We start from the raw sequence: 17,792 nt of genomic DNA, 5'->3' as shown, positions 1-17,792 counted from the left end.
CATTTCAGATGCCCACGGCCACACTCGTTTCCGGGAGAAGGGAAATCGCATGGGGCAGGGGAACAAGGGCTGGGAGGAGGAGTTCGGCTACTCGGACGCAGTCCGCGCCGGCGACCTCTGGTTCCTCTCCGGCCAGGTCGGACTCGAGGACGACGGCACCGTGCCCGCCGACCCCGAGCGGCAGTACCGGTTGGCCTTCGACACGCTGCGCGAGGTGTTGCAACGGCAGGGCTGCACGCCCGCCGACGTGGTCGAGCTGACCACCTTCCACACCGACTACCCGCAGCACCTGTCGGAGTTCCTGGCGGCCAAGGCTGAGTTCCAGGGCGACAACCGGCCTGCCTGGACCGCGGTCGGCGTCGCGGCCCTGGCCATGGTCGGCACCCTGGTGGAGATCAAGGCAGTCGCCCGCGCCCGGGACTGAGACGCCCGACTTCAGCGTCCGGCGGCCACGCCCCTGAGGTACGTCGCGACCGCCGCCGTGAGCTCGCGTGCGCTCGCGGCCGACCCGGGCGCCGGTCCCGTCAGTGCCTGTGCGCCGACCGAGCGTTCCCACACCAGCCCCTCGCACAGGGCCACGAAGTTGGCGCCGTCGACCTCGGGGTCAGCGGACCCCAGGTCTCGGACCAGTGCGGCGCCCAGCGGCTGGGAGAAGATGCTGGTTGCCAGCGCCTGCTGGATCTCCTTGTCGTTCACCATCTCCAGCGTCAGCGCGTACCGGGCCCGGATGTCGCGCACGCGGCCGACGAGCATCGCGTCGAGGGCGGCGCCGATGTCGCGCGCGAGCTCCGCGAGGGCCGGCAGCTCGGCAGGGGGTCGGGTGAGCCGGGACCGTTCGAAGTCGCGCCGCGAGGTGGCGTTGAGCTGCTCGACCGCGGCAACCAGCAGTTCGCGTTTGGTCCGGAAGTAGTACGAGGTGGACCCGTTCGGCAGGCCGAGGTGTCGGTCCACTGCCCGGTGGGTCAGGGCCCGGATGCCCTCCGCGGCAACGATGTCGAGCACGGCGTCCGCGATCCGTGCGTGCCGGCCCGTGTCGCTCGCCATGGTCGTCGGCTCCTGTTCCGAAGGTCTCGCACTGAGACATGTCTCTCGTTGAGATGCCCACTCTACATTCGTAGAGTCGCTGCCATGCGACGGACACCACCGACCATTGTTCCCGGGACGTTCGAGCGGGCCGCCGCGGCCGCGGGCTTCCAACTCGACCACGGCCAGCGCGCGGTCGCCGACCGGCTCGCGGCGGCCACGCTGCGGGGCGGTGGCGGCGTCTACCTGTGGGGGCCGGTCGGACGCGGGAAGACCTGGCTGATGGACACCTTCCGCGGCGGCCTCGTCGGCCGGTCCACCCGGCGGGTGCACTTCCACGAGTTCTTCCGCCAGTTGCACCGGCTGACCCACGAGCTGGGCATCGAGCGCGCGTTGGCGAGTCTGCTCGGCGACTGCGACGTGCTGTTCTTCGACGAGTTCCACGTGCACGACGTCGGCGACGGCGCCCTGCTCACCCGGTTGGTGCAGCTGCTCGGGGACCGCGGGGTGGCGCTGGTGGTCACCTCGAACTACCCGCCGGACGGTCTGCTGCCCAATCCGCTCTTCCACGACTGGTTCCTGCCGACGATCGCGGAGCTGACGAGTCGGCTCGACGTGATCGAGTTGGCCGGCGATCGCGACTACCGGCTCGGCGAGCGGACTCGCGGCGGCTTCGCGTCGGGCCGCTACCTGCCCGACGCCGACGCGCTCGACGTGCCGCACCCGCACGAACGGACCGCGGTCGGCCTGGACGCCGGGCGCGCGATCACCGCCAGGGCCGTCCGCGGCGAGCTGGTCTGGTTCGACTTCGACGACCTCTGTGAGCGGCCGACGTCGGCGCAGGACTACCTGGGGCTCGTGGCGATCCATCGCCGTTGGGTGGTCAGCGGCGTCCCGTCGATCGGCCGGGCCACCCCGGACGGCGTGCAACGGTTCTGCACGCTCGTCGACGTCCTGCACGACCGGGACGCGTCGCTGACCGTGGTCGGCTCGGACTGGCGCACCCCGGATCGAACGCACGTGGACGGCGGCGACCCCGAGGCCGTCCCGGACCTGGCCCGGGCCCGCAGTCGGCTCGCGCTGCTGCGCTGAGCCGGTGAGGGTGCCGGATCCCCGGCAGTTCGGCGGGCCGATCGGATACCGCTGGGCGGGACATGTCCGGCGGGCCGGGGCGCGCAGGAGTAGTGATGACGACAGAACCATTCGACGCGAGGAGTGCAGCACTATGGACGACTTCCAGGGCAAGGTCGCACTGGTCACCGGAGCCGCGCGCGGGCAGGGCCGCGCGCACGCGGTGGCCTTCGCCGAGCGAGGCGCCGACGTGGTGATCTGCGACCGCTGCGAGGACAGCGCTCAGGTCTTCTACCCGCTCGCCACCGAGGCGGACCTCGCCGAGACGGTTCGGCTCGTCGAGGCCACCGGCCGCCGTTGCATCGCGGTCAAGGCCGACACCGGGGACCGGGCGGCGATGGATGCCCTGGTGGCCCGGGCCGAGTCCGAGTTCGGGCGCATCGACATCGCGGTCGCAAACGCGGGCGTGTCCGTCGCGTCGCCGATCCAGTCGATGACCTCGGCCCAGTGGGACGAGACCATCAACTCGAACCTGACCGGCGTCTTCAACACCCTCGGCGCGGTCTCGCCCGGCATGATCGAGCGGGGCTACGGCCGGATCGTCACGATCTCGTCGATGCTCGGCCGGGCCGGCAACACCAACATGGTGGCCTACGCCGCGTCCAAGTGGGGCGTGATCGGTCTGTCCAAGAGCGCGGCGCTGGACCTCGCCGGCCACGGCATCACCGTCAACGTCATTGCGCCGGGCAACATCTCGACGCCGATGATCCACAATGACGCCCTCTACTCGTTGATGCGTCCGGACCTGGACGCGCCGACGGCGGAGGACGTCGCGCCGGTGTTCCAGAGTCTGCACGCGCAGCCGGTGCCGTGGCTCGAGGCCGAGGAGATCAGCCGCGCCGTGCTGTTCTTCGCCGCCGAGGCCAGCGCCCACATCAGTGGCACCGTGCTGCCGATCGACGCCGGTAACGCCGCCCGCGTCACCGGGTGAGCGCCACTGAGGACACGTCGCGCAGTGCTGCCGTCGCACCCGCCGTCGTGGCGGGTGTGGCCCGGCAGCGGGCGGTGGTCGGTGTCCTCAGTCTCTCGGGCGTCGTGGTGGCCCTGCAGCAGACGCTGGTGGTGCCGATCCTGCCGGACTTCGCGGTCGCGCTCGACGTGCCGAGCACCACGGCGTCCTGGCTGGTGACGGCGACCCTGTTGACCGGCGCCGTCGCGACGCCGCTGGTCGGCCGGATGGCCGACATGTACGGCAAGCGGGCGATGATGCTGCTCTGCCTCACGGTGATGACCGTCGGAGCCGTCATCTCCGCGCTGAGCAGCTCCTTCGAGGGCGTCGTCGTCGGGCGGGTGTTCCAGGGCTTCGCCGTCGCGTTGCTGCCCGTCGGGATCAGCCTGATGCGGGACGTGCTGCCGCCGGACCGGCTCGGGGTCGGGGTGGCGCTGATGAGCGGCGCGCTCGGCATCGGCGGCATGTTCGGCATGCCGATGGCCGGGGTCATCCACGCGAGCCTGAGCTGGCACTGGCTGTTCTGGGTCACCGCCGCGGTCGGTGTGGTGATGCTGGTGCTGCTGCTGTGGGTGGTGCCGGAGTCCCCGGTCAAGTCCGGCGGGCGGTTCGACCAGGTCGGCGCGCTGCTGCTGTCCGTGTCCCTGACCGGGCTGCTGCTGGCCGTGTCGAAGGGCGGCGAGTGGGGGTGGACCAGCCCGACGATCCTCGGGCTGGTCGGGATCGGCCTGCTCACGCTCGCGATGTGGGTGCCGTACGAGCTGCGGGTGCCCCAGCCGCTGGTGGACCTGCGCACGACGACGCTGCGCCCGGTGCTGGTCTCCAACATCTGCGCGGTGCTGCTCGGCTTCGCGATGTTCCTCAGTGCATACACGGCGACCCAGCACCTGCAGGCCCCGGTGGAGAGCGGTTTCGGGCACGGGCTGTCCGAGGCCGCGTCCGGGCTGGCGATGCTGCCGGGCGGGGTGGCGATGCTGGTGCTGGTGCCGCTCTCGGCCCGGATGACGGCCCGGTGGGGGGCCCGGACCACGCTGTTCGCCGGCGCGGTGGTGATCGCCGCCGGCTACCTGCTGCGGGTCCTCGCCGAGTCGACCGTCACGGTCATCACCGTCAGCGCCGCGGTCATCTCCGGCGGCGTCGCCCTGACGATGGCCGCCATGCCGGTGCTCATCACGGAGGCCGCGCCGCGGGACCAGACCGCGTCGGCGAACTCCGTCAACGGCCTGATGCGGTCTGTCGGCACGTCCTCCGCCAGCGCGGTCGGCGCAGCGGTGCTGGCGTCGTCGACTCTGACGGTGGCCGGGGTGACCGTCCCGACGCTCTCGGCATTCCACACGATGTACCTGATCGGTGCGGGAACCTCGATCGCGGCCGCCGTGATCGCCGTCGCGGTCCCGATGCGCTCGCGCGCCTAGGGCCGCCCGCCGCCCGCCGCCCGCCGCCACCGTTCGCCGCCGCCCGCCACATCGAATGAACGGTTCCGTTCATTCGATGTGATCGCATGAACGGTCCGTTCATTCGGCGGGGGTCGCGGTGTCGGCCGGCTGGGCAGGCCGGTTCTCGGCGGGCCCCGGACCGTTCCGACCCGATCGCGCCCTACGGTGTGGCGAGGAACTATCGGCAGCCGGGACGAGCTCGACAGGGCTTGCTCGTGGCCCGCGCCCGGGGACGTCCGGGGTGGGTGCGGTTGCCCGACACCACAGCGAGGAGCGACCGGACGTGGACGGCACCACCGATTCTTCGGCACTGGACCTTCAGGCCCATCTGCCACGCCTGACGGCGCGCGGCGTGATCCTCAGCCTGCTCGTCAGCAACCACCCCGTGCGGCCGACGCCGGCGCAGGTGGTCCGTGCGGCCGGGGCCTTCGGCATCAAGGAGTCCGCGGCCAGGGCCGCGTTGAGCCGGATGGTCACCGGTGGTGACCTGATCCGGACCGCCGACGGGTTCCACCTGAGTTCGTCCCTGCTCGAGCGCCGTCAGCGGGTGCTGCACGAGGTGCGGCAGGAGACCCGGGACTGGGACGGGGAGTGGGAGATCGTGGTGGTGACCGGGAGCGGGCGGGACCCCGGCGACCGGGCCACCCTGCGGGCCCTTCTGGCCCGACTGCGCCTGGCCGAGTTGCGGGAGGGGGTGTGGCTGCGGCCGGCAAACCTGGTCCGCCCGCTCGAATTGACCGCCGAGCCGGTGGAAGTGCTGCGGGGCCGGCCGGCCGGTGACCCGGTCGAGTTGGCCGCCACGCTGTTTGACCTGTCCGAGTGGGAGGCGGAGTCTTGCCGGCTGCTCGACCTGATGGACCTGGCGGACAGCGCTGTGGACCGCTTCACAGTGGCCACGGCGATCGTGCGCCACCTGCTCACCGATCCGGTGTTGCCTTCGCGGTTGCAGCCGGACCCGTGGTCGGGGGCGCGAGTGTACGGGGCGTGGGCCGCCTACCAGGAGGAATTCGTCTCGATTCCCGAGATCGGGGGCGCCGCGGAGAGCTGAAATATTACTCATTGACATCGACTGTTTGAAATACGTAATGTCCCCTTGTAGTCGAAGGAGGCAGCCATGCAGACGCATGAGGTTTTCAATCAGGCCAACCCGCTCGAGGGCCACAACGTGGCCGACGACGCAACTCTGATGGACGGGCTCGTCCGCGAGGGCGCAGAGTGGTCGATGGATGAGGTGAGCGCGCTCGGTGAGCTGGCGGGCACCGCGGAGGTGCAGGACTGGGGTCGTCTGGCCAACGAGAACCCGCCGGTGCTCAAGCCCTACGACCGATTCGGCCATCGGATCGACGACATCGAGTTCCACCCGGCCTGGCACAACCTCCTGTCCACCGCGGTGGCCAACGGCCTGCACGGCGCGCCGTGGTCGGACGACCGGGCCGGCAGCCATGTCGCCCGCGCCGCGAAGTTCTACGTCTGGTCCAACGTCGAGGCCGGTCACACCTGCCCGATCTCGGCCACGTACGCCGCGATCCCCGCACTGCGGGACACCCCGGAGCTGGCGGCCACCTACGAGCCGTTGCTGTCCAACGGTTTCTACGAGTCGGGCCTGACGGCGCCGCTCGGCAAGGCCGGCCTGCTCGCGACGATGTCGATGACCGAGAAACAGGGCGGCTCCGACATCCGCGCGAACACCACCCGCGCGACCGAGCAGCCGGACGGCAGCTACCGGATCGTCGGCCACAAGTGGTTCACCTCCGCCACCATGGCGGACCTCTACCTGGCCCTGGCCCAGACGGAGGCCGGTGTCACCTGCTTCCTGGTGCCGCGCGTCCTGCCCGACGGAACCCTCAACGACGTGCGGTTGATGAGGCTGAAGGACAAGCTGGGCAACCGCTCGAACCCGTCCGGCGAGATCGAGTACCAGAACGCGGTCGGCTGGCGGATCGGCGAGGAGGGCCGGGGCGTGCCGACCATCATCAAGATGGTCAACATGACTCGGCTGGACTGCCTCATCGGCGCGGCGTCGGGAATGCGCCGCGGCGTCACCCAGGCCGCGCACCACGCGAGAAATCGCAAGGCTTTCGGCAGCTACCTGATCGACCAGCCGCTGATGCGCAACGTGCTCGCGGACCTCACGGTGGAATCCGAGGCCGCGTCGCTGCTGATGATGCGGCTGGCCGGAGCGCACGACCGGTCCACCCGCGGCGACGAGGCGGAGTCGAGGTTCCTGCGACTGGCGCTGGCGATCGGGAAGTACTGGGTGTGCAAACGCTGGCCCGCGCACGCGGCGGAGGCGCTGGAGTGCTTCGGCGGCAACGGTTTCATCGAGGAGTCGCAGATGCCGCGACTCTTCCGCGAGTCCCCGCTCAACGGCATCTGGGAGGGCAGCGGCAACGTGGCGGCACTCGACGTGCTGCGTGCGATGGCCAAGAGCCCGCAGTCCGTGGAGGCGTTCTTCGACGAGGTCGCCCTCGCAGGCCCCCAGCCCAGCATCCAGCGCGCCGTGGCCGAGATCCGCTCTCAGCTCACCGATCTCGCGGGCGCCGAGTTCCTGGCCCGTCGGGTCATCGAACGGATGGCGCTCGTCCTGCAGGCGTCGCTGCTGATCCGGTTCGGCGACCCGGCCGTCGCCGACGCATTCGTGGCGACCCGCCTCGACGGCGATCGCGGAAGCGTCTACGGCACCCTGCCCGGCGGCGTGGACTTCACGGCGATCCTGGGCCGCATCACCCCGAAGGTCGGCTGAGCGAACACATTCCGAGTCGGACCCACACAACGTAAGGGAGTCGATCAATGCAGGGAATCGGTGAGTGGGCGGTCCAGCGCGCCCAGTTGAGCGGGGACAAGGTCGGGTTCGTCTACGACGGACGGTCCTGGACGTACGGCGAGTTCAACGACCGTACCGACCGGCTGGCCAATCAGCTTCGGTCCAGGTTCGGGGTCCGGCGCGGGGACCGGGTCGCGGCCGTCGTCGCGTCCTCGGTGGAGTGCCTGGAGGTCCTGTTCGCCAGCGCAAAGCTCGGGGCGATCTTCACGCCGATCAACGTGCGGCTCACGGCGCCGGAGATCGGTTACGTGCTGGCCGATCTCGGTGCGGAACTGCTGTTCGTACACGGACAGTTCGCCCAGGTACCGGCCGCGCTGGCGGAGCCGGGGGTGCGGGTGCGCGACGTCGTCACCCTGGGCGAGGAGTACGACACCCTGCTGGCTGACGGGAGCCAGGAGCCGGTGCCCTCCCAGGTGGACCGCGACGACGTGGCGGTGATCATGTACACCTCGGGCACCACCGGCCGTCCCAAGGGGGCGATGCTCACGCACGAGAACCTGCGCGCGAATGCCGCCGCCGTCACGTCGGCGTTCGGGCTGCGCAAGAGCGACGTCACCATCACCGCGCTGCCGATGTTCCACATGGGTGGGCTGGGTCTGCACACGCTGCCGTTCATCTACCTGGGCGGACGCAACGTGATCCTGCCGTCGTTCGACCCGACCGCCGTCCTGGATCTGGTTGCCGCGGAACGGGTGACCCAATTGCTGCTCGTGCCGACGATGTGGCAGGCGGTGACGGCGGTGCCCGATCTCGAGCGCTACGACCTGTCCTCGCTGGACTGTGCGCTCACCTCCGGAGCGCCGGCTCCGATCGCGGTGCTGGAGTTCTTCGCCGATCTCGGAATCCCGTTCGAGGAGGGCTTCGGGATGACCGAGTGCGCGCCGTCGGTCGCGAAGCTCGATGCCGAGTACATCCGCACCAAGGCGGGTTCCATCGGCCGGTCGCTGTTCGGTATCGACATTCGGGTCGTGGACGACCGCGATCAGGACGTACCCGTAGGCACGGTGGGTGAGCTCCTCGTGCGAGGGGACAATGTGTTCGTCGGGTACTGGATGCGCCCGGAGGAGACCGCGGAAGCCTTGCGCGGCGGCTGGTTCCACACCGGCGACCTGGGCTGGGTCGACGAGGACGGCTTCATCACTCTCGTGGACCGGCGGAAGGACATGCTGATCAGCGGCGGGGAGAACGTCTACACCCGCGAGGTCGAGCTGGTGATCGCGGAGATGCCACAGGTGCGTGACGTGGCGGTGGTCGGTGCGGCACACGCGAAGTGGGGAGAGACCCCGGTTGCGTTCGTGGTCGCGAAGGATGACGAGGACCTCACGGAGGAGGCGGTCATCGCGTTTGCCCGGCAACGTCTGGCCGGCTTCAAGACGCCGACCAGTGTGTGCTTCCTCCAGGCGCTGCCGACCACCGCGACCGGCAAGATCCAGAAGAACGCGCTGCGTGATCGGGTGGCCGCCTGCGCGTCCGACGGCTGACCGGAACGACTGCCTGACACCAGGGCCGGCCGTGGCATTGCCACGGCCGGCCCTGGTCGTTCCGGGCTCGGGTCGTCTGCGCCGCGCCGGCCGTGTTGACGCAAACCCCTGCCGCGCGAACGCAAACGCCGGTGGTGTCCGCGTGAACGCGGACACCACCGGCGTCGGTGGAACGGGTACTGCGGGGGTACTACGGCAGCAGCTGGTCCATGAAGGTGTTGCTGTAGACCCGGTGCGGGTCAAGCTGGTTGAACGCCGCGCGAGCGGTGTCCCAGTTGTCCGAGTTCGGCAGGCCGTCGCGGTAGCTGTTCGGCAGGTCGGTCGAGATGATCGGCCCGTCGGTGTACGGCTTCTCCGGTCCGAACGCCCAGCCCTTCGACCACTCGGGACGGAAGACGGCGGTGTCGCCGGCGTAGTGCCCGCGCATCCACTGCTCCATCTCGCGGTAGAAGGCGAACATGCCCTTGGTGCCGGGCACGCCGAGCACGTTCAGCCAGATCGCGGTGTCCCAGTCGGGATGATCGTCGCGGATGCGCATCGCCGAGATGGTCGGGGCACCGGCGGTCGGCACCTGCAGGTCCTGGATGCGATCCATGCCGCAGCAACGGATCTCGACGGGGCCGTTGAGCGGGAACTTGCCCTGGCCCTTGTAGTGCTGGATGCGCTCGTTGTACCAGGTGGCGAAGTCGTGGATGACCTGGCCGATGTTGGCACGGTTGGTGACGACGGCGCCGCCGCCCTCGGTCAGCCGCAGCGTGGTGGCCTTGATGTAGTACTGCAGGTCCGGCGCCCAGCCCCACAGGTCCGAGGCGTTGTCGCTCTTCAGGCCGGAGACGGTGGTGTTGTACATGATCTTGCCGAACTGCGGCGCGATGCCCGGCAGGCCCGCGTTCATCTTGCCGACCAGGTCGGCCACGCCCTCCGGCAGGTTGTCCGAGAACGGGTAGTTGTACGGCCCGCTGACCTCCTTGGAGGTGGCCGGCTTCTCCGGGGCCACCGACCACACCTTCAGCCACGGCTTCTCGGTGAACGGGTACCAGATCGCCTCCACGCCACCGTTCTTGGCGACGTAGGACTCGAAGGTGCGACCCTCGGCACCCTTCGGTCCGAACATCTCCTGCCAGGTGATGTCGGTGAACGACTCGCAGCGCATCCGGAAGGCGGGGCCGGCCTGCAGCGTCACCGAGGTGATGAAGGTGCGGCCCAGGTTGGTCAGCAGCGGGTTGATCGCCGCGTCGCTGCGGTCGTAGGTCCGCAGCGCGTACTCGGTGCCGTTCCATGCGACGACGGTCAGCGAGGTGACCAGGTTCGACAGCGAGCCGTAGGTGTGGCCGGGCAGGGTCGCCTGGCCGTCGGCGGGCAGCGCCGCGCCGTGGGCGTCCACGGCCAGGCAGCCGGCGATGGTGAGCACGCCCGGCGCCGGCAGGTTGGCGAAGCCCAGGCCCTTTGCCTGCAGTGCATCGGTGATCTCGGAGAGCGTGGCACCGGGACCGGCGGTCACGGTGTTCACCGCACCCTGGTTCACGACGACGCCGCCGAGATGCTTGATGGTGTCGACGAGGATGACCTTGTCCACTGGCGCGCCGTTCACGACGGTCAGCGGCGTCCAGCCGTGCATGGCGCCGCGCGGACGCAGCGTGTAGCCCTTGGCGTGGGCCCAGTTGGTCAGGCGCACGACGTCATCGGCGCTGTTCGGGAACGCGATCAGCGTCTTGTCCAGGATGATCTCCTTGGACCAGTTCTGGTACGCCTGCTGGGCCAGGTCGATGCCCTCGGGGAACTCCGGCGGCGTGGGGAGACTGGCGGCGGAACCGGAGGCGGATCCCGAGAAGGCAGCGGAACCGGAGGCGGATCCCTGGGTCCGGACGGGGACGGCGTAGACCGGGGTCCATGCGCCGATGGCCGTGGCGGCCAGCGCGCCCGCGCCTGCGGCGATGAAGCCTCGCCGAGACAGCCCGGCCTGTTCGTCGTGAGATGCCGACATGCGTGTACTCCGTTGCGGTGGTAGTTATTTGAGCGTCGATGAAGTTTGTACACGTGTGCCTGCCGCCCGGGTATACCGGGCGGCAGGCACACGGAATGTCAGGCGAGAGTGAGGACTACGTCCGCGAGGGCGGGTGAGTCTTCACGCTCAGGCACAGTGGCCGAGATCAGCAGGCGGCCCGAGTCCTGCCAGATCCGAACCCGGAGGGACTCGCCCGGGTACACGACCCCGGCAAACCGTGCCCGGTAGCCCTTCACTCGGGATGCGTCCGACTCCAAGGCCACGTCGACGGCCGCCTTGCACACCATTCCGTAAGTGCACAGTCCATGCAGGATAGGGGCAGGGAAGCCCGCCGCGGAGGCGAATTCCGGATCTGAGTGCAACGGATTTCGATCGCCGCACATCCGGTACAGCAGAGCCTGCTGCGGAAGGATCGGAACGGTCACCTCGAACTCCGGTTCCCGGTCCGGCAGGGCGACGCTGTCGGACGGCCCGCGCTCGCCGCCGAAACCGCCCTCACCACGCGCGAAGATCGACGAGCGAGCAGTCCACAGCGGGTTGCCGTCGAGGTCGGTGGTGACCGACTCCTGGACGATCACCGCGGCCTTGCCCTTGTCCCAGACCTCGGAGATCCGGGTCGTGGTGCGGGCGCTGCCCTCGGCCGGGATCGGCCGGTGCACGGTCACCTCCTGGCTGCCGTGCACCACCTTGGCGAGGTCGATCTCCACGCCGGGGAAGGACACCTTCGGCGCCTCTGTGGCGTGGATGTTCGCCACCACGGTGGCGAAGGTCGGGAGCACCTGCGGCTTGCCGTCGGTGAGGTAGTTCAGCTCCCGGGCGTCGAGCGGGCGGGCGCCCGCGCCGATGCCGAGGTGGTAGAGCTGGACGTCCGAACCGGCCCAGGAGAACTCCTGGACGGGCAGCTCGGCGCCGACCGCGATGTCGGGGTTGATGGGCAACTGCTTACCCCTCTCAGTTCGTGGTGGCGGCGGAGGCGGAATCGGTGGTGCCGGCCTTGACGCGACCGGCGATGTCGAGCACCGCCAGGTACGCGAAGGTCATCGCGGGACCGATGGTCGCGCCGGGGCCGGCGTAGGTGTGGCCCATCACGGGGGCGCTGGCGTTGCCCGCCGCGTAGAGGCCCTCGATCACGGTGCCGTCCTCGCGCAGTGCGCGACCCTCGGTGTCGGTGCAGATGCCACCCTTGGTACCGAGGTCGCCCGGCACCATCTTGATCGCGTAGAACGGGGCCTTGCTGATCTCGCCGAGGCTCGGGTTCTTCAGGCGCGGGTCGCCGTAGTAGGCGTCGTACCCGCTGTCGCCGCGGCCGAAGTCCTCGTCCTTGCCGCTACGGGCAAAGCCGTTGAAGCGCTCCACCGTTTCGGTCAGCGCGTCGACGGGCAGGTTGGTCTTCTCGGCCAGCTCGGCGATGGTGCCGGCCTTGACCACCACGCCGGCCTTGAGCCAGCGGCCGGGGAAGGGCGAGCGGGGGGTGATGCCCGCGAACGTGTAGCGGTTGCGGTAGCGCTGGTCGAGGATCATCCAGGTGGGGATGTTCTCGCCGGGGCCCTCGCCCTGGCCGTACTTGCCGCCGTACATCATGTGGGTCGCCTCGACGTAGGGCGCGGCCTCGTTGCCGAAGCGCTTGCCTGAGGTGTTGACCATCATCGAGCCCGGCAGGGTGCGCTCGGAGAGGGCAAACCAAGGGCCGCCGGTCAGCGGGATGGACGGGCCCCACCAGGCGTCGTCCATGAAGTCGACTGCCGCGCCGACCTTCTGGCCGGCCTCGATGCCCTCGCCGGTATTCGCCTTGGCGCCGACGGTCCACTCGGTGCCGATGGGTCCACGCTGGTACTTCTTGCGCATCTCGTCGTTGTGCTCGAAGCCTCCGGAGCCGAGCACGACGCCGTGCCGGGCCCGGATGACCTGCTCCTCGCCGTCGACGAGGACCTTCACGCCGCGCACGGCGCCGTCCTCGGTGTACAGCTCGGTCAGCGGCGTGTTCAGCAGGATCGGCACACCGGCGTCCTGCAGGCCCAGCCGGATGCCGGCCACCAGTGCCTGGCCCCGCACGAGCAGGTCCTTGCGCATCAGCTTGGCGGCGATGAATCGGGTGCCGACCTTCATCGCGCGCAGCGGTCCGCGAGGGTTGCGCATGAGGAGGTTGAGCCACTTGTAGTCGGCCTGGGTGATGACGAAGTTCTTGGGGGCCTTGACGTAGTCGGGTTCGAGGTTCTTGCGGTCGGCGCCGAGCTTGTTGCCGTCGAACGGGGTGGGTTCGACGGAGCGTCCGCCGACCCGTCCGCCGGGTGCCTCGGGGTAGTAGTCGGAGTAGCCGGGCACCCACTGCAGCTTCAGCGGGCTGTTCTTCAGCACGAAGGACAGCATCTCCGGGCCGCGGTCGAGGTAGGTGTCGATCCGCTCGGGCGCGACCACGTCACCGATGATCGCGTGCAGGTACGACCGGGCGGCTTCCGGTGTATCGGTCACCCCGGCCGCCTGCAGTGCCTCGTTGTTGGGGATCCACACCCCGCCACCGGATCGAGCGGTGGATCCGCCGTAGTGGGCGGCCTTCTCGACGATGACCACGCTCAGGCCCTGGTGGGCTGCGGTCAGTGCCGCGGTCATGCCCGCGGCGCCACTTCCGACAACGACGACGTCGTATTCCTGCTTGCTCATGTAGAACACGTTATAGAATCGGGGTAGTCGTCGTCCATCCTTTCTGCCAGGAAGTATTCCTGGGATCGGGCGTTTCGGACGCGCACAACGAAAACACGTTGCAGCAACGAGAGGGCGGTGCACGGTGGCCTGGGATCTTTCCGCGGACGTCGTGGTGGTCGGAACTGGCGTGGCGGGAGTGTCCGCAGCGCTCGAGGCCCTGGATGCGGGCGCCGAGGTGCTCGCCCTGGACCGCTGCGGTGGGGGTGGGGCGAGCGCGATCTCCGGTGGCATCGTCTACGCCGGCGGCGGCACCTCGGTGCAGCGCGAGGCCGGCATCGAGGACACCACGGACGCGATGTTCGCGTACCTGAGCAGTGAGGTCGGCGACGCCGTCCGCCCGGAGACGCTGCGCCGGTTCTGTGACGAGAGTCCGAGGATGATCGAGTGGCTGGCCGGCAACGGCGTGCCCTTCGAGGCGTCACTGTGCCCGTTCAAGACGTCCTACCCGACCGACAAGTACTACCTCTACTACTCGGGCAGCGAGGCCGCCGGCGGATTCCGCGACGTCGCGCCGCCCGCTCCACGCGGGCACCGCGCCAAGGGCAAGGGCACCTCCGGGAAGATGCTCTACGGGCCGCTGATCGATTCCGCGCTGGCCAAGGGGCTGCGGCTCGAGCAGCAGACGCGTGCGGTGCGACTGCTGACGGACGACGACGGCGCCGTGATCGGGGTGGAGTGCCTGAGCCTGCGCGGGGCGCCGGCCCGGGTGCGACGTGAGCACGCGCGGCTCGCGGCGCTCTCTGCCAAGCCCGGCATCTACTACCCGCCGATGCGCAAGATTCTGCAGAAGCGGGTCGAGCGGATCGAGGCCCGGTACGGCCGGCCGATCCGGGTGCAGGCACGTTCCGGCGTGATCCTGAGCGCCGGCGGCTTCATCGCCAACCGCGCGATGGTCGCCGAGCACGCCCCGAACTACCGCGGCGGGCTGGCGCTGGGCACGGCCGCGGACGACGGCAGCGGCATCTTCATGGGGACCGACGTCGGCGGTGCCACCGCCAAGATGTCCAACATCTCGGCGTGGCGGTTCATCGTCCCGACCAGCGCCTACCTCGGGTCCCTGCTGGTGGACCGGCGGGGTGAGCGGATGGTGGACGAGTCCCGGTACGGCGCCGCGTTGGGTCACGCGATGATCTCCGAGCGCGGCGGCAACGGGTGGCTGGTCGCGGACGCGGACCTCGTCAAGGATGCGCGCGCGCAGTTGAGCAGTCAGACCAACTGGTTCCAGCGGATTCAGGCCGAGACCCTGCTGCGGGTGGAGCGGACCACCGCACGCACCCTCGACGAGGTGGCGGCGAAGGTCGGGGTGGATCCGGCCGGTTTGGCCGCCACCGTTGCCGCGCACAACGAGGCGATCGCCGCCGGCACCGCCGATCCGATGGGCAAGCCCGCGGACTTCCGCCGCCCGGTCGGCGCCGGCCCGTACTCGATGTTCGACGTGTCGTTGAAGAAGAGCCTGACCAACCCGCTCCCGATGATCACCCTCGGCGGCCTGGTCGTCGACGAGGACACCGGAGCGGTCCTCGAGGCCTCCGGCGAGCCGATCGCGGGTCTCTACGCGGCCGGCCGCACGGCCGTCGGGATCTGCTCGAACTCGTACGTCAGCGGCCTGTCGCTCGCGGATTGCGTGTTCTCGGGACGCCGAGCAGCGGCCCACGCCTCTCGGCGGAACTCGGTCAATTCTGCCAGCTAGCACACGGATTGCTCGTAGAGTTCGAACGAGATTCCGAGTCCGTTGGGGGACTCGCGGGCGAACGCAAAGGATGGCCGATGCTTTCGACGGACTTGCGGGTGGTAATTGCGGAGCGTCTGCGGCTTGCAGAGGCTGGTCGAGGACCGATCGCACCGCTCTCGGTGCAGTACCCGGACCTGGACGAGAACGACGCCTACGAGATTCAGCTGCTGAACGTCGGTCGTCGGCTGGACGCAGGCGGAAAACTGTTCGGGCACAAGGTGGGCCTGACGTCGCTGGCCATGCAGGAGATGGTGGGCCTCGACGAGCCCGACTACGGTCACCTGTTCGCCGACATGGCCTCGGCCGAGGAGGTTCCGGTGGACGTCACCCGGTTCTGCTCGCCGAAGGTCGAGGTCGAGGTCGGCTTCATCCTGGGCGCGGACCTGCCGGGCGCGGAGTGCACGCTCGAGGACGTGCTCGCGGCGACGGAGTACGTGGTGCCGTCGATCGAGTTGATCGACAGCCGGATCGCGGACTGGATGATCAACGGGTGCGACACCATCGCGGACAATGCGTCCTGCGGCAGCTTCATGCTCGGTGCGGCCCGGGTCGCACCGGCTGACATCGACCTCACCGCCATCGACACCGTCTTCTCGCGCAACGGCACGGAGGTGGCCTGGGGGCGCAGCGATGCGGTCCTCGGGAATCCGGCCAACGCGGTGGCCTGGATCGCGCGGAAGATGGAGGCCTACGGGGTGCGGCTGAAGGCGGGCGACTTCGTCCTGCCGGGCGCGTGCTCGCGGGCCGTCGACGCGTCCGCGGGCGACTACTTCCACGCCGATTTCAGCGGACTCGGCACCGTGTCGATGCAGTTCAAGTAGCCGGTCCGGCAGCTTTCAGTCGGCCCAAACGGCAAGGGGCGCGCATCCAGTCGGATGCGCGCCCCTTCTCGACGTGCTGCTACTCGGCCGCGTCGCGGATCTCGACGATGCCCTCCATCACGGCATGGTCGATGCTGCTGATCAGGCGCGGGCAGGTCTGCATCGACCCGGTGCGCCCGCCTGCGCCGGCAAACTCAGGGCACGCCTGCATGGGATCGGCCTGCCACTGGATGCTGGTGTGCCGGGCGCTGTTCTTCCGGACGAGTACGCAGGTGCCGCAGGCACGGCACTCCACCTCTTGCAGCCCCTGCTCGAGGTAGGTGTGGTGGTCGACGACGGTCTGCGCACGGACGGCCTCGACCTGGGCCGGGCTGGAAGCGAAGTTCGGGGCCTTGGCCCAGGTCGAGGTCATCGTCATACGCCCGTCTTGCTCTCGGCCGCGGCCTGCTCCTCGGCCTTGCGGGCGAGGTTTGCGTCGACCTCGCGCTGCCACGCCTCGACGGCCCTGGTGGTGTCGATCTCGAACTCGAACCGCTGCGTCATCTTCTCGTCGATGTCGGCGACGTCGACGTAGAACTGCTCGTACCAGCGACGCAGCTGGTAGACCGGCCCGTCCTCCTCGCAGAGCAGCGGGTTCTCGATCTTGGTCTTGTTCTTCCAGATCTCGACGTCCTGCTCGAAGCCCATTGCGACGCCCGCGGTGAACTTGCGCGCCAGCTTGTTGCTGGTGGCGTCGTCGAGGCCCTTCGGCTTCTCCACGCTCACGCCGTACATGAGCATGAAGGAGTCCTGGGTGATCGGGTAGTGGCAGTTGACCAGGACGCTCTCGACCTTGTAGCCGCTGTAGTTGTTGTGCAGCCAGTTGACCATGTACGACGGGCCGAAGTACGACGCCTCCGAGTCCAGCACGGACTCGCCGTACTGGGTGCCCATGTCGCCCACGTCCGGACGGCCGTGGTTCTGCAGGTACTGGGTCGCGACGTGGCCCTCGAAGACGTTCTTGAAGTACTTCGGGAACCCGTAGTGGACGTAGAAGAAGTGCGCCATGTCCACGACGTTGTCGACGATCTCGCGGCAGTTGGAGCCGTTCACCACGATCCGGTTCCACTGCCAGTCGGTCCACTCGTCGGTGAGGACCTCGGGCAGCTCGGGGATCGTGACGTCCGCGGGCGGCGGGTTGCCCTCGGCGTCGTGCCAGACGAACAGCTGCTTGTTGCGCTGCAGCGTGGTCCACGAACGGGTACGTGCGAGCGGCGGGACGCGCCGGGCATAGGGGATGCCGGTGCACTTGCCGTTGCCGCCCCAGCGCCAGTCGTGGAACGGGCAGGCGATCGAGTCGTCCTTGATGGTGCCCTGACTGAGGTCGCCGCCCATGTGCCGGCAGTACCCGTCGAGGACGTTCAGCTTGCCTTCGCTGTCGGCGAAGACGACGAGCTTGGTGCCGAACGCCTCCACTGAGTGCGGCTTGCCGTCCAGGAACTCGCTCTCCAGGCCGATGCAGTGCCAGCCACGCGCGAACCGCGTCGGGGTGCTGCCCACGTCGATCTCACGAACACCCTTGCCGGATGCGCCGCTTCTGTCGGTCATCTGTGCCCTCACATCCCTTCGGTCTTGTTACTAGAACACGTTATAGAACTTGGCCCGGTTTTGCTAGACAATCGGGCTGGTTGTTCCTGTCGGAGAGGATGGA

At 69.2% G+C, this 17,792-nt stretch carries 15 protein-coding genes; 9 read left to right on the top strand and 6 right to left on the bottom strand.

The features are described 5' to 3' along the window. Window positions 1-49: 49 nt before the first annotated feature. Entirely contained in the window at window positions 50-424 is a 375-nt protein-coding gene (locus ACFO6S_RS08535; protein WP_378415935.1) for a RidA family protein, read from the top strand. Between the two features lie 11 nt (window positions 425-435). On the opposite strand, the gene ACFO6S_RS08530 is transcribed toward ACFO6S_RS08535, so the two are convergent. Then, on the bottom strand, window positions 436-1,044 hold the full coding sequence (locus ACFO6S_RS08530; protein WP_378415933.1) for a TetR/AcrR family transcriptional regulator: 609 nt from the start codon (window positions 1,042-1,044) through the stop codon (window positions 436-438). An 84-nt stretch (window positions 1,045-1,128) separates the two neighbouring features. Between ACFO6S_RS08530 and zapE the strand changes: the two genes are divergently transcribed. The 6 genes from zapE to ACFO6S_RS08500 all read left to right on the top strand — a co-directional run bounded on the left by zapE (window position 1,129) and on the right by ACFO6S_RS08500 (window position 8,844). Then, on the top strand, window positions 1,129-2,115 hold the full coding sequence (gene zapE / locus ACFO6S_RS08525) for a cell division protein ZapE (protein ID WP_378415931.1): 987 nt from the start codon (window positions 1,129-1,131) through the stop codon (window positions 2,113-2,115). Between the two features lie 133 nt (window positions 2,116-2,248). Further along, window positions 2,249-3,085 (top strand): mycofactocin-coupled SDR family oxidoreductase, encoded by an 837-nt coding sequence (locus ACFO6S_RS08520; protein WP_378415929.1) that lies wholly within the window; start codon window positions 2,249-2,251, stop codon window positions 3,083-3,085. Continuing rightward, window positions 3,082-4,518, top strand: a complete 1,437-nt coding sequence (locus ACFO6S_RS08515) for an MFS transporter (RefSeq protein ID WP_378415928.1) — start codon at window positions 3,082-3,084, stop codon at window positions 4,516-4,518. Before ACFO6S_RS08520 ends, ACFO6S_RS08515 begins: the two co-directional genes overlap by 4 nt. 304 nt (window positions 4,519-4,822) lie before the next feature. Next, on the top strand, window positions 4,823-5,587 hold the full coding sequence (locus tag ACFO6S_RS08510; protein ID WP_378415926.1) for a PaaX domain-containing protein, C- domain protein: 765 nt from the start codon (window positions 4,823-4,825) through the stop codon (window positions 5,585-5,587). A gap of 66 nt (window positions 5,588-5,653) precedes the next feature. Next, the gene (locus ACFO6S_RS08505) at window positions 5,654-7,282 is read left to right on the top strand and encodes an acyl-CoA dehydrogenase family protein (protein ID WP_378415925.1); all 1,629 of its coding nucleotides are present in this window, start codon (window positions 5,654-5,656) and stop codon (window positions 7,280-7,282) included. Between the two features lie 47 nt (window positions 7,283-7,329). Then, window positions 7,330-8,844 carry an acyl-CoA synthetase gene (locus ACFO6S_RS08500; RefSeq protein ID WP_378415924.1) on the top strand — a complete coding sequence of 505 codons (1,515 nt, stop codon included), beginning with the start codon at window positions 7,330-7,332 and terminating at the stop codon, window positions 8,842-8,844. A gap of 190 nt (window positions 8,845-9,034) precedes the next feature. Here the strand turns inward: ACFO6S_RS08500 and ACFO6S_RS08495 are convergent, their stop codons facing one another. The 3 genes from ACFO6S_RS08495 to kstD form a co-directional block, all read right to left on the bottom strand. Next, window positions 9,035-10,828 (bottom strand): cholesterol oxidase substrate-binding domain-containing protein, encoded by a 1,794-nt coding sequence (locus ACFO6S_RS08495; RefSeq protein ID WP_378415922.1) that lies wholly within the window; start codon window positions 10,826-10,828, stop codon window positions 9,035-9,037. A 98-nt stretch (window positions 10,829-10,926) separates the two neighbouring features. Next, window positions 10,927-11,787 (bottom strand): MaoC/PaaZ C-terminal domain-containing protein, encoded by an 861-nt coding sequence (locus ACFO6S_RS08490; protein ID WP_378415920.1) that lies wholly within the window; start codon window positions 11,785-11,787, stop codon window positions 10,927-10,929. A 13-nt stretch (window positions 11,788-11,800) separates the two neighbouring features. After that, on the bottom strand, window positions 11,801-13,507 hold the full coding sequence (gene kstD, locus ACFO6S_RS08485; protein WP_378415918.1) for a 3-oxosteroid 1-dehydrogenase: 1,707 nt from the start codon (window positions 13,505-13,507) through the stop codon (window positions 11,801-11,803). Between the two features lie 124 nt (window positions 13,508-13,631). On the opposite strand from kstD, the gene ACFO6S_RS08480 reads away from it, so the two are divergent. Continuing rightward, window positions 13,632-15,239 (top strand): FAD-binding protein, encoded by a 1,608-nt coding sequence (locus ACFO6S_RS08480; protein ID WP_378415916.1) that lies wholly within the window; start codon window positions 13,632-13,634, stop codon window positions 15,237-15,239. Window positions 15,240-15,316: 77 nt separating this feature from the next. Beyond that, complete coding sequence (locus tag ACFO6S_RS08475) at window positions 15,317-16,102, top strand: 2-keto-4-pentenoate hydratase (protein ID WP_378415914.1); 786 nt, start codon at window positions 15,317-15,319, stop codon at window positions 16,100-16,102. A 79-nt stretch (window positions 16,103-16,181) separates the two neighbouring features. On the opposite strand, the gene ACFO6S_RS08470 is transcribed toward ACFO6S_RS08475, so the two are convergent. Both ACFO6S_RS08470 and ACFO6S_RS08465 read right to left on the bottom strand, forming a co-directional pair. Next, on the bottom strand, window positions 16,182-16,520 hold the full coding sequence (locus tag ACFO6S_RS08470; protein WP_378415912.1) for a hypothetical protein: 339 nt from the start codon (window positions 16,518-16,520) through the stop codon (window positions 16,182-16,184). Next, window positions 16,517-17,689, bottom strand: coding sequence for a Rieske 2Fe-2S domain-containing protein (locus ACFO6S_RS08465; RefSeq protein ID WP_378415911.1), 1,173 nt, complete (start codon window positions 17,687-17,689; stop codon window positions 16,517-16,519). The genes ACFO6S_RS08470 and ACFO6S_RS08465 overlap by 4 nt, the downstream gene beginning before the upstream one ends. Window positions 17,690-17,792: the final 103 nt, after the last annotated feature.

It is taken from the genome of Rhodococcus kronopolitis, assembly GCF_042654025.1.
GTDB lineage: Bacteria > Actinomycetota > Actinomycetes > Mycobacteriales > Mycobacteriaceae > Rhodococcus_G > Rhodococcus_G kronopolitis.
This window is presented reverse-complemented; position numbering and strand designations above follow the sequence as displayed.

Coding starts and splice junctions, on each gene's coding strand:
- ACFO6S_RS08535 (WP_378415935.1), top strand. CDS start 50: ATGGGGCAGGGGAACAAGGGCTGGGAGGAGGAGTTCGGCTACTCGGAC.
- ACFO6S_RS08530 (WP_378415933.1), bottom strand. CDS start 1,044: ATGGCGAGCGACACGGGCCGGCACGCACGGATCGCGGACGCCGTGCTC.
- zapE (WP_378415931.1), top strand. CDS start 1,129: ATGCGACGGACACCACCGACCATTGTTCCCGGGACGTTCGAGCGGGCC.
- ACFO6S_RS08520 (WP_378415929.1), top strand. CDS start 2,249: ATGGACGACTTCCAGGGCAAGGTCGCACTGGTCACCGGAGCCGCGCGC.
- ACFO6S_RS08505 (WP_378415925.1), top strand. CDS start 5,654: ATGCAGACGCATGAGGTTTTCAATCAGGCCAACCCGCTCGAGGGCCAC.
- ACFO6S_RS08500 (WP_378415924.1), top strand. CDS start 7,330: ATGCAGGGAATCGGTGAGTGGGCGGTCCAGCGCGCCCAGTTGAGCGGG.
- ACFO6S_RS08495 (WP_378415922.1), bottom strand. CDS start 10,828: ATGTCGGCATCTCACGACGAACAGGCCGGGCTGTCTCGGCGAGGCTTC.
- kstD (WP_378415918.1), bottom strand. CDS start 13,507: ATGAGCAAGCAGGAATACGACGTCGTCGTTGTCGGAAGTGGCGCCGCG.
- ACFO6S_RS08475 (WP_378415914.1), top strand. CDS start 15,317: ATGCTTTCGACGGACTTGCGGGTGGTAATTGCGGAGCGTCTGCGGCTT.
- ACFO6S_RS08470 (WP_378415912.1), bottom strand. CDS start 16,520: ATGACGATGACCTCGACCTGGGCCAAGGCCCCGAACTTCGCTTCCAGC.
- ACFO6S_RS08465 (WP_378415911.1), bottom strand. CDS start 17,689: ATGACCGACAGAAGCGGCGCATCCGGCAAGGGTGTTCGTGAGATCGAC.